Below are 13,033 nucleotides of genomic sequence, written 5' to 3' on the forward strand. Positions count from 1 at the left end.
CCATAAAAACAATTTTAAATAACCTTAAAATAATTTTTAATAAAATTTAATTCATTTCTATTTTTTTAGCCTCATGCCATAATTTATCCAAATCATAATACTCTCTTCCTTCCTGTGTAAACAAATGTATCACCAAAAAGCCATAATCTGTTAAATACCATAAAGAATCAGAATTATTATCATTTTCTGCATAAGGAGTAATGCCTTCTTCTTTTAGTTCTTTATAAACAGCATCAGAACCAGCCTTCATTTGCGGAGCAGAAGAAGCTGTTGCTATAATAAAAAAGTCTGAAAGGGTAGTAACACCATCTAAATCTAATATTACTATGTCTTCAAGTTTTTTATCATCTAAAGCTTTTGCTGCTTTTAGAGTTAGGCTTTTAGCCATTTCTCTGTCTATCATTTTTTTTGTTTTGTTTGAATCATTGAATTTCATAGTAATCATACCCCAAAATTAATACTGCATTATTTAAAAGCCTTCTATCAGTTTTAGCATATATTCTGCTAATTCTACATTCATTAGCAACCATAAAAGACTTTTCTATTTCGCCGTTTCTTATAAGAACAATGCTATTATACACTTTAGCAGGAAAATTTCCATACTCACCAGCCGCAAATCCCCTATAACGCATTCTAATATTTATTCTATCTGCAAGCCCAGAAACATCAGTGCCATTTAAAATTATTAAACTAACATCTTCATTGTTTAATTCGCTTCTCTCTGTTTTTAATCCCACATATAAAGCCAAATCTTCCATCTGTTTTACAAAAGCACTTCCTTCAAGTAATGGATTAAGTATTCCTTTATCATCAACTCTCGCATCTATATTTTGTACTATTAAGCTTTTTTCATTGCTGTTTGATATTATCTTTAATATAGCCTTAATATCCGGAGGTCTCAAATTGCTTTTTATTTTTGAGTAAATAGCATTTCTCATATCTTTTCTAACTATCATAGATTTAAGCTCAGGACTTTGTATAAAACTAATCATTAAATTAATAATAACATCTTCAAGTCTATATAAAGTTTCTATATCCTCATATTGTTTCATAGTAACATAGTGTAAATATGATACTACCTTGTTGCCATGAAACATCCATTCTCCAATATCAAAGTTAATATTATAAAGGCTGTTATTTTCTACATAATGAATAGGCTCTTCTACATACATCTTTACTCCGCCTATTAAATCTATTATGTCTGATATGCTGTTATTGTCGAGTGTGATTTTGTATGTTATTTTTTTATTGACTGTATTTTCTATAGCATTAAATACTGAAGAATCTCCGCCTTCTTTGTATAATTCTTTTAGAGGTATAGGGTTTTCTTTTTTATTTTTCCAAAGAGCTACATTTCTTGGAAGTCCTATTAATCCAATTCTATTATGTAAACTTGATAATACGCCCACATATGCCCCATAAGGCTCATTGTTTTCATCTATGAATAATACAGAGAAGTATAATTCTTCATCTTTTTTTATTGCTGAATCAATTTTACTGTATAGAAAATAATATAAAGTAAAAGCCGCTATAACAATGATGAAAGTAAAAGAAGATATTAATATAATTACAGCTTTTTTATTGGCATTGCTTATAGTTTTTAAGGCTTTATTATTATTATCGTTGTTTTTAATTTTCATAAAAGTATTATGGGTATAAAAAAACCATATCATTAACAGATATGGTGAATAGATGAACCGGTGACGGGTTTCGAACCCGCGAATGCAGGAATGAAAATCCTGTGTGTTAAACCTCTTCACCACACCGGCGTATATAAAGTAATTGTAGGTGTATAAAACCTATGTGAGCCAAGAAGGGTTCGAACCTTCGACAACCGCCTTAAAAGGGCGATGCTCTACCGACTGAGCTATTGGCCCGTTTTTTTATTTATCAATTTAATGTTTAGGTATATTACTATATTATTTTATTTTTGTCAAGTATTAAAAAATATTTTTTTGTATAAATTTAATTATTATTTATTTTGAAATATAAAAAAATGATAAAAGTGTGGTTTTATTTCAAGTTTTAGTATACAATTTTTTAGAATTATTATATTATTATCGAGGTTTTTTATGGAATTAAGAAAATTAACAGAAGAAGAAAGAAATGTGATAATATTTAAGGGTACTGAATATCCTTTTACAGGTGAATATAATGACTTTTTTGAGGAGGGTGTTTATTGCTGCAAACAATGCGGTGCAGAATTATACCGCTCTGAAGATAAGTTTAAATCAAAGTGCGGCTGGCCTTCATTTGATGATGAAATAAAAGGAGCTATTAGAAGGTCATTAGATGAAGACGGATATAGAATAGAAATTACATGTAATAATTGCGGTGCTCATTTAGGACATGTATTTCAAGGAGAGCATTTAACAGATAAAAATATAAGGCACTGTGTAAACTCTATTTCGTTAATATTTAAACCTAAAGAAAAATGAAGAAAAAGAACAAATAAAATTAATAAGGATTATAATACTTTAATATGAATACAGCTATATTAATATCATCTTTAATAATAATAATTTGTATAGTAGCTAGTAAAATATCTATGAAAGTGGGAGTGCCTTCGCTTTTGCTTTTTTTGGTTTTGGGAATGCTCTTCGGCTCTGACGGAATTTTAAAAATAGAGTTTGATAATTATGTTGTGGCAGAGCAGATATGTACTATCACTTTAATATTTATAATGTTTTACGGAGGCTTTGGTACTAATTGGAAAGTTGCTAAACCAGTTGCTAAAAAAGCGTTTTTACTATCATTTGTCGGTACTTTTATTACTTCAATGGTTACTGGAGTATTATGTTATTTTGTATTAAAGTTTGAATTATTTGAGAGTTTTTTGATAGCTTCGGTTATTGGTTCTACTGATGCTGCTTCTGTGTTTTCTATACTTCGTTCAAAGAATTTAAACTTAAAAGACGGGCTTGCTTCTCTTTTGGAGCTTGAAAGCGGAAGTAATGACCCTATGTCTTACATGCTTACTGTTATATTTTTAGGTCTTATTGGAAAAACATTAAATAGTCCTCTTTCAATAGTTTATATGGTATTTGCTCAGATAGTATTTGCTGTGATAGTGGCAGCTTTAATATCTTTTATGGCTTATAATGTTTTAAGAAAATTCAAGTTTCCAGTAAGCGGTCTTGATACTATATTTGTGCTTGCGGTTGCTTTGCTTTCTTATTCTTTATCTTCTATAGTTGGTGGCAATGGATATTTAGCAGTTTATTTGGTTGGCATAGTTCTTGGAAACAGCAGTATTAAAAATAAAGTAGCTTTAGTTAATTTCTTTGACGGTGTTACTGGTCTTATGCAGATGGTGCTATTTTTCTTGCTAGGTCTTCTTTCTTTCCCTTCAAGAATATCTAATGTAGCTCCTACTGCTATATTTGTAGCACTGTTTATAACATTTGTATCTAGACCTATAGCGGTATTAGCAATATTAACTCCTTTTAAGGTATCATTAAAAAAACAGCTTTTAATCATGTGGGCTGGACTTAGAGGTGCTGCTTCCATTGTTTTTGCTATATTTGTTATAGTAAATGGAGAAGCTATTAGTTATGATATATTTCATATTGTATTTTTCTTAGCAATCATATCTGTATCTTTTCAGGGTACTTTACTTCCTATTATTGCCAAAAAACTCGGACTTGTTGATTCTGCAGAAAATGTATTAAAAACTTTCAACGACTATGTAGATGATGATGATATGGAGCTTATACAAGTTAATATCACTAAAAATCATCATTGGGTTGGCAGAGAAATTAAAGATATAGAGCTTCCAGAAAACTCAATTATTATAACAATAGAGAGGGGAGATGAAACTATTATTCCAAATGGAAGCACTATTATAAATAGCGGTGATACAATTATACTTAATGCTAAAAGAACAAAATATTATGATATCACATTAAAAGAAATAAATATTAATATAAATCACCCTTGGAAAAATAAAGAATTAAAAGATTTGAAATTGCCAAAGGATAATTTAATAGTGATGATAAAAAGAGACGGAGGCACTATTATACCGCGTGGAAACACGATGATAAAATATAGAGATGTTTTACTTATGAGAAATAATGATTAGATTAATTATTATAAAATCAATACTTGAAAAAAAATATATTGATTGTATAATATTTTCAATAAAAATAAGAAAATAATTAAAAATTAAAATATTTGTAAGGAGAAAAAATTTATGGCAGCAAAACAGTTGTTATTTGATGAAGAAGCTAGACGCTCCCTTATGCGTGGAGTAGATGCTTTAGCTAATGCAGTAAAAGTAACTTTAGGACCACGCGGACGTAATGTTGTAATAGACAAAAAATTTGGTCCTCCTACTATAATAAATGATGGTGTTACTATCGCTAAAGAAATAGAATTAGAAGACCCATTTGAAAATATGGGTGCTCAAATAGTTAAAGAAGTAGCTACTAAAACTAATGATGTTGCTGGTGACGGTACTACTACAGCTACAGTTTTAGCTCAAGCTATGGTTAAAGAAGGTTTAAAAAACGTAACTAGTGGTGCTAATCCTATGCTTATTAAAAGAGGTATAGAAAAAGCAGTTAGCGAAATAGTTGCTCATATTAAATCTGAAGCTAAACAAATTAAAGGAAAAGAAGAAATCGCTCAAGTTGCTACAATTTCTGCAAACAATGATAAAGAGATAGGTGCTTTAATAAGCGATGCTATGGAAAAAGTTGGTAAAGAAGGTGTTATCACTGTTGAAGAGGCTAAATCATTAGAAACTAGCCTTTCATTAGTTGAAGGTATGCAATTTGACAGAGGTTATATTTCTCCATATTTCGTAACTAATGGAGACAGTATGACTGCTGAATTAGAAGATGCTTTAGTTCTTATTTATGATAAAAAAATATCTAACATGAAAGAACTTCTTCCTGTACTTGAAAAAATTGCTCAAACTGGAAAACCTTTCATTATTATTGCTGAAGATATAGAATCTGAAGCTTTAGCTACTTTAGTATTAAACAAAATGAGAGGAGTATTAAATGTATGTGCAGTTAAAGCTCCTGGTTTTGGCGACAGAAGAAAAGCTATGCTTGAAGATATTGCTATATTAACAGGCGGTCAAGTTATCAGTGAAGATTTAGGTATGAAACTTGAAAATACTGGTTTAGAGCATCTTGGTAAAGCTAAAAAAATCACTGTTGATAAAGAAAACACTACTATAGTTGAAGGTGCTGGTAAAAAAGCAGATGTTCAAGCTAGAGTAGTTACTATTAAAAAACAAATAGAAGAAACTGACAGCGATTATGACAGAGAAAAATTACAAGAGAGATTAGCTAAACTTTCTGGCGGTGTTGCTGTTATTAATATTGGTGCTGCTACTGAAGTAGAAATGAAAGAGAAAAAAGCTAGAGTAGAAGATGCTTTATCTGCAACTCGTGCTGCTGTTGAAGAAGGAGTTATTCCTGGCGGCGGTATCACTTACTTACATGCTCAATCTAAACTTGATGCTATTAAATTAGAAAATCCTGATGAGCAAGTTGGTGTTAATATAGTAAAAAGAGCTATAGAAGAACCTATAAGAATGATAGCACAAAATGCTGGTTTAGACGGTTCTGTTGTTGCTATTGAAGCTAAAAAACAAAAAGGCAATATGGGTTTCAACGCTCTTACTAATGAGTGGGTTGATATGTTAAAAGCTGGTATTATTGACCCTGCTAAAGTATCTAGAAGTGCTTTACAAAATGCTGCTTCTATTGCTTCTCAAGTATTAACTGCTGAAGTTATTATTACTGATATACCTGAACCTGAAAAACCAATGCCTCCAATGCCTGGCGGCGGAATGGGTGGTATGTATTAATAATTACCATTAGCTTAAAAATAATTTTTTAATAATAAAAAGCCTTAGCGATTATTTGTTAATCGCTTGGGCTTTATTTTTATATGGAGTTTTTTGGAGTATTTTTTTATGAAAGATAAAGTGTTTAGTATAAGATTTGCTACTATAGATGATGTTTCTACTATATTAAAGTTTATTAAGGAATTAGCTTCTTATGAAAAGCTTGAAAAAGAGGTTGTTGCTACTGAGGAAATATTAAAAGAATGGATATTTGAGAAAAAGAAGGCTGAAGTTTTGATTGCTTTAGAAGATGATGTTCCTATTGGGTATGCTTTGTTTTTTCACAATTTTTCTACTTTTTTAGGTAAGGCTGGTATATATTTAGAAGATTTATATATTAGAGAGAGTTTTAGAGGGTTGGGATATGGAAAGAGGTTATTAAAGGAGCTTGCTAAGATTGCTGTTGAGAGAGGGTGTGAAAGGCTTGATTGGCAATGTTTGGATTGGAATAAGAGCAGTATTGATTTTTATTTATCTATTAATGCTGTTAAAATGGAAGATTGGTATACTTATAGGCTAAGTCATGATAATTTAAAAGAGTTCTCTAAAAAATAATAATTTTGATATTTAAACTATTAAAATATCATTGACTTTTATTATGTATTTTATATATTTATTAAAGGTTAATGTTTTTTATTTGGATTTTTTGTGAAGTTTAAATTAATTATTTTTATAGTTGTTTTATCTTTTTTGTCATTTTCTTGCGGTACAAAAAAGATTTTATCTTCATTTGAGATTAGAGATGAACTAGGAAATTATTATATAAAAAAAGTTGATTTTCCGGCATCTGCTACAATAGAAGAAAAAGTAGAGATGGCTTCAAGAGTGATACCTACAACTAATCAATATAAATGGCAAAGTTTAGAGCTTACGGCTTTTATACATTTTGGTGTAAATACTTTTACAGGTAAAGAATGGGGTACAGGAAAAGAGAGTCCTAGTATTTTTAATCCTACAAGTTTGGACGTTGATCAGTGGGTGAGAGTATTAAAAGATGCTGGCTTTAAACTAGTAATACTTACAGCAAAACATCATGATGGATTTTGTTTGTGGCAAACTAAAACAACTAGTCATTCTGTAGCAAGTTCTCCGTATAAGGGCGGCAAAGGAGATATTGTAAAAGAGTTTAGCGATGCTTGCAAGAAATATAATATAAAAATGGGACTTTATCTTTCACCTTGGGATATGAATGCTTCTTCTTATGGTACTGGAGAAGCTTATAATGATTTTTATGTTGCACAGCTTACAGAACTTGTTACTGGCTATGGGGAACTTACAGAGCTTTGGCTTGATGGGGCTAAAGACCCAAATGCTCCTAATCAAACTTATGATTTTGAGAGATATTTAGAGGTATTAAAAAAGTATCAGCCTAATGCTGTTAGTGCCGTAATGGGTGAAGATGTTAGATGGGTTGGAAATGAACAAGGTTATGGAAGAGAGACAGAATGGGGCGTTCAAGGCTATAAACCTAATTCTTACAAAGATTCTGAAAGTTACAATTCTTCACTTGGTCTTGTTTTAACAGGAAAAGACCTTGGAAGCAGAGATATATTAAAAAAAGTAAATTCTGTTTATTGGTATCCTTCTGAAGTTGATGTTTCCATTAGACCGGGTTTGGTTTTATCATGATTATGAAAGTCCTAAAAGTTTAGATAAATTAATAGATATTTATTATAAGTCTGTTGGATATAATTCTGTTTTGCTTTTAAATGTACCGCCAGACAAAAGAGGTCAATTTGATAGCAAAGATATAGCTGTTCTTGGTCAGTTTGGTAATTATATAAAAACAACATTTGCTAATGGACTACTTAAAAATGTAACTAATACTTGGGTTAATGCAAAAATTGGAGATTCTAAAGAGTATGCATTAAAAACTCCTTCTGCAATTAATGTTTTACTTATACAAGAAGATATTATGAAAGGTCAGAGGGTAGAGAAGTTTAGTGTTGAAGTTTATAGCTCTGGACAATGGCAAAAAATAACAGCTAATAATAAAGAACCTAATTTAACTACTATAGGATATAAAAGACTTCTGAAATTTGATACTGTTCAAAATGCTGAGAAAATAAAAATAACTATAGATGAAGCAAGAACTAATGCTAATATATCTCAAGTTAATGTTTATTATTCTTCTAAATAAATAGCTTATGCCAATATGTAATAATAATAATTTTTTCAATTTTATGTAAAATAAATATGTTATTGTAAAAGATAATATTGACTTTATACTGAAATTATGTTATTTTATAATTGTATAGATAGAATATTAGAATAATAAAGTATAAAAATAAATGAGGTGAAGGTATGAATGTAGTTATAATAATCACCTCTGTTGTAGTTGCGTTTGTTTTTGGATATATAACCCGCTGGGTAATAGCTAAAATTAATCTTAATTCAGCGGAGATAATAAGACAAAATATGCTTCGCGATGCTAAAGAGCAAGCTGAAAATGAAAGAAAAAATATCATTTCAGAGGCTAATTTAGAATTACAAAAAGAGCGTAATAGATTAGAAAATGAAAATAAAGACAGAAGATCAGAAATTCAAAAATTAGAGAATAGAGTACTACAACGAGAGGCGAATTTAGACAAAAAAACTCAGTATTTAGAAAATAAAGAACATAATATTGAGAATAAATTAAAGAAAATTAAAGAGCAAGAAGAAAAATTAGATGCTCTTCTTGAGGAAGAAAAAAAAGAGCTTGAAAAAATAGCAGGCTTTACTCGTGAAGAGGCTAAAAATGCTCTAATGATAGAAATAGAAGAAGATGCCAAAAAAGCAGCTTCAAAGATAGTAGATAATATAGAAAAAAATGCTATAGAAGCTGGTGAAAAAAAGGCTAGAGAAATAATTGTTCAAACTATACAGAGAATATCTAGCGATGTAACTCAGGAATCTTCTGTTACTTCTGTTTCTTTGCCTAGTGAAGAGATGAAAGGAAGAATTATAGGCAGAGAGGGAAGAAATATCAGAATGCTTGAAACACTTACTGGAGTTGATATTATTATAGATGATACTCCTGAGGCTGTTGTTATATCTTGTTTTGACCCTGTAAGAAAGCATATTGCTAAAGTATCATTAGAAAAACTTATATTAGACGGACGTATTCACCCTGCAAGAATAGAAGAGATTGTTGAAAAAACTAGAAGAGAAGTAGAAGATTCTATTATGACAGCAGGTGAGAATGCTATTGCTGATTTAAATCTCACTACTATGCATCATGAGCTTATTAGACATATGGGTAGGCTTCAATATAGAACTAGCTATGGACAGAATATGCTTCTTCATAGTAAGGAAGTTGCTAATATTGCCGGTATGATTGCAGCAGAAATTGGTGCAAATGTAGAAATGGCTAAAAGAAGTGCATTTTTGCATGATGTTGGAAAAGCTATAGAGATTGAGGGTGAAGGTTCTCATGCTATGAGCGGAGCTGATTTGGCTAAAAGATGCGGAGAGAGAGAAGAGGTTGTTAATGCTATAAGAGCTCATCATAATGATGTGGAAACTCAGACTGTTGAGGCTGTTATAGTGAAGGCAGCTGATGCTATTAGTGCTGCTCGTCCGGGTGCTAGAATGGAATCTTTTGAAAATTATATTAAAAGACTTGATGATTTGGAAAAGATTGCTGATAGTATTGAGGGTGTTGAGAAATCTTTTGCTATACAGGCTGGAAGAGAGCTTAGAGTTATGACTAAGAGTGATGTTGTTGATGATGTTAAGGCTAAGCAGATTGCAAGAGATATTGCTAAGAGAATAGAAGATGAACTTAAATATCCGGGTATTATTAGAGTTACTGTTATTAGAGAAACTAGAGCAGTTGAAGTTGCTAGATAATAATAAAGGTTTATTTTATGGCTATTAAAAATATATTATGTCTTGGCGATATTGTTGGTGTTACGGGAAGATATGCTGTAAGAAGGCATTTAGAAGAGATTAAATTAGAACATAATATAGATTTTGTTATAGCGAATGGAGAGAATGCAGCTAATGGGGTTGGTATTACTAGAGATACTGCCTCAGAGCTGTTTAATTCTGGTATAGATGTACTTACTACAGGAAATCATGTATGGAATAATAGAGATGTATTTGCATTGATTGGCAATGAGAATAGACTTCTTCGTCCATACAATTATCCTAATGAATCTCCTGGGCTTGGTTATTATATATATGACGGTGATGATTTTAAAATAGGTGTTCTTAACCTAATGGGCAGAACTTTTTTAGAGCCTTTGGATTGTCCTTTCAAAAAAGCTAATATTGCTATCAAACATCTAAAAGAGAAAACTAATGTTATATTTATAGATTTTCATGCTGAAGCTACTGCAAGAAAAAATTGCTTTTTCTTATTATCTTGAAGGACAGGTAAGCTGTATTTTCGGTACTCATACACATGTTCAAACTGCTGATGAAAAGATAATTTCTTCTCATACTGCTTATATATCTGATATAGGCATGTGCGGAAGTTATGATTCTGTTATTGGTATGAAAAAAGAAGCTGCTATTGCAAGATTTGTTAGTAAAATACCTCATAGATTTGAAGTTGAAACTACTAACCCTATGATTAATGGTATAATAGTACAAGTAGATACTCAAACAGGAAAAGCTTCTTCTATTAAAAGAATTAATATAGTATATAATAATGATCAAGTTGAAAGACTTGAGAAGTAAATATTATGCCTAATACTAAATTGTTTTTCAGACATTTTTTTATTTTTTATATAAAAGTAGCTTTAATACATACATTAACTTATTTTATTTTTGGATTATTATTTTCAAATATTTTCGATTATTCTACTATTTATAGTTATAATGTTGTTAATAATTTTATGAGAGGTTTTGATTCTCCTTTGATATTATTAGGACCTTTTTTACAGCCTATAAGGGCTATATTTATTACTATTGCTTTATACCCTATAAGAAATATTATAGCTACTAAATTGGGTTTTTTGAAGTTATGGATAATATTAGTATTCATTGGCATTATAGCAACACCAGCGGCAGCTCCTTCATCTTTGGAAGGTATAATATATACTCAGCTCCCGCTTGAATATCATCTTATATCTCTTCCAGAACTTTTATTACAAACATTAATTTTCTCTATTTTGCTATGGGCTTTTGAATTATTGCCGAATAAAAACGAAAATTTTTCTAATAGATTATTCTTATTAAAAATAATTTTCTCTTTATTTTTTTCTTTATTTGGAATATTTTTAACTTCTGTTTCTGGTTTAATTATAATAAACTTTTTAGAAATTGATTATATGAATATTAAATTAGATAAAGAAACAATCTCATATTTAACTGCTATATTAATATTGACTATAATAGTTTCTTATGGTTTTGCAAATAAAGTTGCTAAAAATAAAATATGGCTTTTGCTTGTTATTCCTTTAATTTTTATTATATATTTAGTTTTGCCTTATTTTTATAATTACTTTTTTAACACAGCATACAATACAAAAATTGCTTTAATTCCATATGCATCAAGTTCTGTTTTAATGTCTTTTATTTATTATGTTTTATTTGTCTTGTTTTATGGACGCATAGTAAAAAACAAAAATATTAAAAATGATGATAAAACTTTAGAAATTAAAAACATTGAAACTAATGAAGAAACTAAAAACAATGAAGATACAAACAATATTTCATTAGACTCTCAAAATAAAGAAGATAATAAATAATTCTATGTTTTATTAAGACATATTATAATTAATGTCCTAAAAAATGTATAAAATGTATATTAATAATTGATATTTTTATATTTATTTCTGTTTTTATGAATATTTATAATGTTTTTTCAAAAAGACATTATTTACTTTTTGTCTTTTTTTTATATAATATCTACAAATATTGAAAAGTGTTTATTTTTGGAATTATTATGAAAAGACTATTTTTTTATATAATATTATTAATATATTCTACAGCATTATTTGGTTTTAGAGATATTGAGAGAGAGGATTCTTTCAGTTCTTCTAAATTCAATGATTGGCTTTTGATTGCTACTTTTAATTCAGACAATGTTCCTTCTTTTAAGTTTGTAAGCAAGCATGATGATAAAGAGTGGGAGAGTTTAGATTCTGCTAAAAATGAATATTATTACAAAGGCGATAATAGTAAGGCTGGAATATTTGCTATATACAATATGAAGTATTATCAATATAGAGGATATAATCCGCTTTATACAAAACAATTAAACAGTAAATATTCTAATATGCTTAAACGTTTTTATTTTTATAGATTTAGCGGTAAGGGTGCTGGATTAATTGCATTAGATAATTCACTTGTAGCAGTTGATACTTATTCAAAATATGTTTATATATATGGCATGCCTATAAGAGAAAAGGTTACTTTTGGTGTTGATGTGCCTTTAGAATGGGGAGCAGCTGATACTAATATGGCTAGCGGAAAAGATTTTATGCCTTTTTATATGTATGACCCTGTAGGACATGTTAATGAAGATGGTAGTGTTGTGCTTTATGACCAATACAAAGAATCTTTTTTAGATAAAGAAAAACGCTATAAACCTGTATTTAATAACAAATCTATATACAGATAATTGACATTATTTTTAAAATATATCATAATATTTATAATTATGAATAATTTTGATGAAAAGCCTATATTAGATTATATAAAAAAATATCTTCCATTTAGAGAAGAGCATATACTTTCAACGAGAGATTTATCTGTAAAACTTGCAAAGCATTATAATGTTGATGTTAATAAGGCATCTATTGCAGCATTATGTCATGATTTAGGTAAAAGATATAAAGAAGAAGAAATGAGAAAAATTTTATTAGAGTATGATAAGAAAGAATACCCTAAACATATTACTTCTGCTTTACTTCATGCCAGAGTAAGTGCAATAATAACAATAGAAGAGTTTCATATAAAAGATGATGATATAATATCTGCTATAGAAAGTCACACAGTGGGGCATGCTAATATGAGTATGTTTGAAAAGATTATATATGCATCCGATTATCTTGAACCTACTCGTAAATTGGAAACTGCTGATAAATTAAGAGAAGAGATTTTTATTAATTTTGATGAAGCATTTTTAAAAGTGGTATTAGAGTCAATATATTTTGTACTTTCAAAAAAACAGTATTTATCTGATAAAACCATAGAGCTGTATAATTCATTAGTGATTAAATAATAAAGGTATTT

General features: G+C 29.4%; 14 protein-coding genes and 2 tRNA genes. 12 read left to right on the plus strand and 4 right to left on the minus strand.

The window, feature by feature from the left end; all coding sequences use genetic code 11:
- Window positions 1-46: 46 nt before the first annotated feature.
- From rsfS to BPP43_RS00985, 4 genes are all read right to left on the minus strand, one after another.
- Window positions 47-436 carry a ribosome silencing factor gene (rsfS, locus tag BPP43_RS00970; RefSeq protein ID WP_015273897.1) on the minus strand — a complete coding sequence of 130 codons (390 nt, stop codon included), beginning with the start codon at window positions 434-436 and terminating at the stop codon, window positions 47-49.
- Entirely contained in the window at window positions 423-1,640 is a 1,218-nt protein-coding gene (locus tag BPP43_RS00975) for an LCP family protein (RefSeq protein WP_013243359.1), read from the minus strand. The genes rsfS and BPP43_RS00975 overlap by 14 nt, the downstream gene beginning before the upstream one ends.
- Before the next feature lie 55 nt (window positions 1,641-1,695).
- Window positions 1,696-1,769 (minus strand) — tRNA-Glu (locus BPP43_RS00980).
- 35 nt (window positions 1,770-1,804) lie between these two features.
- Window positions 1,805-1,877, minus strand: a tRNA-Lys gene (locus BPP43_RS00985).
- Between the two features lie 195 nt (window positions 1,878-2,072).
- Here BPP43_RS00985 and BPP43_RS00990 point away from each other — a divergent pair.
- The 12 genes from BPP43_RS00990 (at window position 2,073) to yqeK (ending at window position 13,022) form a co-directional block, all read left to right on the plus strand.
- Window positions 2,073-2,438 carry a methionine-R-sulfoxide reductase gene (locus tag BPP43_RS00990; protein WP_013243358.1) on the plus strand — a complete coding sequence of 122 codons (366 nt, stop codon included), beginning with the start codon at window positions 2,073-2,075 and terminating at the stop codon, window positions 2,436-2,438.
- 44 nt (window positions 2,439-2,482) lie between these two features.
- Window positions 2,483-4,081, plus strand: coding sequence for a potassium/proton antiporter (locus tag BPP43_RS00995; RefSeq protein ID WP_015273898.1), 1,599 nt, complete (start codon window positions 2,483-2,485; stop codon window positions 4,079-4,081).
- A 111-nt stretch (window positions 4,082-4,192) separates the two neighbouring features.
- The gene (gene groL, locus BPP43_RS01000) at window positions 4,193-5,824 is read left to right on the plus strand and encodes a chaperonin GroEL (RefSeq protein WP_013243356.1); all 1,632 of its coding nucleotides are present in this window, start codon (window positions 4,193-4,195) and stop codon (window positions 5,822-5,824) included.
- Window positions 5,825-5,932: 108 nt separating this feature from the next.
- Entirely contained in the window at window positions 5,933-6,418 is a 486-nt protein-coding gene (locus BPP43_RS01005) for a GNAT family N-acetyltransferase (RefSeq protein WP_015273899.1), read from the plus strand.
- Window positions 6,419-6,511: 93 nt separating this feature from the next.
- On the plus strand, window positions 6,512-7,492 hold the full coding sequence (locus BPP43_RS01010; RefSeq protein WP_252832342.1) for an alpha-L-fucosidase: 981 nt from the start codon (window positions 6,512-6,514) through the stop codon (window positions 7,490-7,492).
- Window positions 7,458-8,003, plus strand: coding sequence for an alpha-L-fucosidase (locus tag BPP43_RS11780; RefSeq protein ID WP_252832343.1), 546 nt, complete (start codon window positions 7,458-7,460; stop codon window positions 8,001-8,003). Before BPP43_RS01010 ends, BPP43_RS11780 begins: the two co-directional genes overlap by 35 nt.
- A gap of 164 nt (window positions 8,004-8,167) precedes the next feature.
- Window positions 8,168-9,697 (plus strand): ribonuclease Y, encoded by a 1,530-nt coding sequence (rny, locus tag BPP43_RS01015; RefSeq protein WP_014933394.1) that lies wholly within the window; start codon window positions 8,168-8,170, stop codon window positions 9,695-9,697.
- Window positions 9,698-9,714: 17 nt separating this feature from the next.
- Window positions 9,715-10,218, plus strand: coding sequence for a YmdB family metallophosphoesterase (locus BPP43_RS11785; RefSeq protein ID WP_252832344.1), 504 nt, complete (start codon window positions 9,715-9,717; stop codon window positions 10,216-10,218).
- Window positions 10,172-10,531, plus strand: a complete 360-nt coding sequence (locus BPP43_RS11790; RefSeq protein WP_252832345.1) for a YmdB family metallophosphoesterase — start codon at window positions 10,172-10,174, stop codon at window positions 10,529-10,531. The genes BPP43_RS11785 and BPP43_RS11790 overlap by 47 nt, the downstream gene beginning before the upstream one ends.
- Before the next feature lie 5 nt (window positions 10,532-10,536).
- Window positions 10,537-11,544 (plus strand): LTA synthase family protein, encoded by a 1,008-nt coding sequence (locus BPP43_RS01025; RefSeq protein WP_015273900.1) that lies wholly within the window; start codon window positions 10,537-10,539, stop codon window positions 11,542-11,544.
- 197 nt (window positions 11,545-11,741) lie between these two features.
- Complete coding sequence (locus BPP43_RS01030) at window positions 11,742-12,419, plus strand: hypothetical protein (protein ID WP_013243350.1); 678 nt, start codon at window positions 11,742-11,744, stop codon at window positions 12,417-12,419.
- A gap of 39 nt (window positions 12,420-12,458) precedes the next feature.
- Entirely contained in the window at window positions 12,459-13,022 is a 564-nt protein-coding gene (yqeK, locus tag BPP43_RS01035) for a bis(5'-nucleosyl)-tetraphosphatase (symmetrical) YqeK (protein ID WP_015273901.1), read from the plus strand.
- Window positions 13,023-13,033: the final 11 nt, after the last annotated feature.

The organism is Brachyspira pilosicoli P43/6/78, assembly GCF_000325665.1.
GTDB lineage: Bacteria > Spirochaetota > Brachyspiria > Brachyspirales > Brachyspiraceae > Brachyspira > Brachyspira pilosicoli.

What these genes read in the sequence shown, in the direction of transcription:
- yqeK (WP_015273901.1), top strand. Translation starts at nt 12,459, where the DNA reads ATGAATAATTTTGATGAAAAGCCTATATTAGATTATATAAAAAAATAT.
- BPP43_RS00975 (WP_013243359.1), bottom strand. Translation starts at nt 1,640, where the DNA reads ATGAAAATTAAAAACAACGATAATAATAATAAAGCCTTAAAAACTATA.
- groL (WP_013243356.1), top strand. Translation starts at nt 4,193, where the DNA reads ATGGCAGCAAAACAGTTGTTATTTGATGAAGAAGCTAGACGCTCCCTT.
- BPP43_RS00990 (WP_013243358.1), top strand. Translation starts at nt 2,073, where the DNA reads ATGGAATTAAGAAAATTAACAGAAGAAGAAAGAAATGTGATAATATTT.
- rsfS (WP_015273897.1), bottom strand. Translation starts at nt 436, where the DNA reads ATGAAATTCAATGATTCAAACAAAACAAAAAAAATGATAGACAGAGAA.
- BPP43_RS00995 (WP_015273898.1), top strand. Translation starts at nt 2,483, where the DNA reads ATGAATACAGCTATATTAATATCATCTTTAATAATAATAATTTGTATA.
- BPP43_RS11790 (WP_252832345.1), top strand. Translation starts at nt 10,172, where the DNA reads ATGCTGAAGCTACTGCAAGAAAAAATTGCTTTTTCTTATTATCTTGAA.
- BPP43_RS01005 (WP_015273899.1), top strand. Translation starts at nt 5,933, where the DNA reads ATGAAAGATAAAGTGTTTAGTATAAGATTTGCTACTATAGATGATGTT.
- BPP43_RS01025 (WP_015273900.1), top strand. Translation starts at nt 10,537, where the DNA reads ATGCCTAATACTAAATTGTTTTTCAGACATTTTTTTATTTTTTATATA.
- BPP43_RS11785 (WP_252832344.1), top strand. Translation starts at nt 9,715, where the DNA reads ATGGCTATTAAAAATATATTATGTCTTGGCGATATTGTTGGTGTTACG.
- rny (WP_014933394.1), top strand. Translation starts at nt 8,168, where the DNA reads ATGAATGTAGTTATAATAATCACCTCTGTTGTAGTTGCGTTTGTTTTT.
- BPP43_RS11780 (WP_252832343.1), top strand. Translation starts at nt 7,458, where the DNA reads ATGTTTCCATTAGACCGGGTTTGGTTTTATCATGATTATGAAAGTCCT.
- BPP43_RS01030 (WP_013243350.1), top strand. Translation starts at nt 11,742, where the DNA reads ATGAAAAGACTATTTTTTTATATAATATTATTAATATATTCTACAGCA.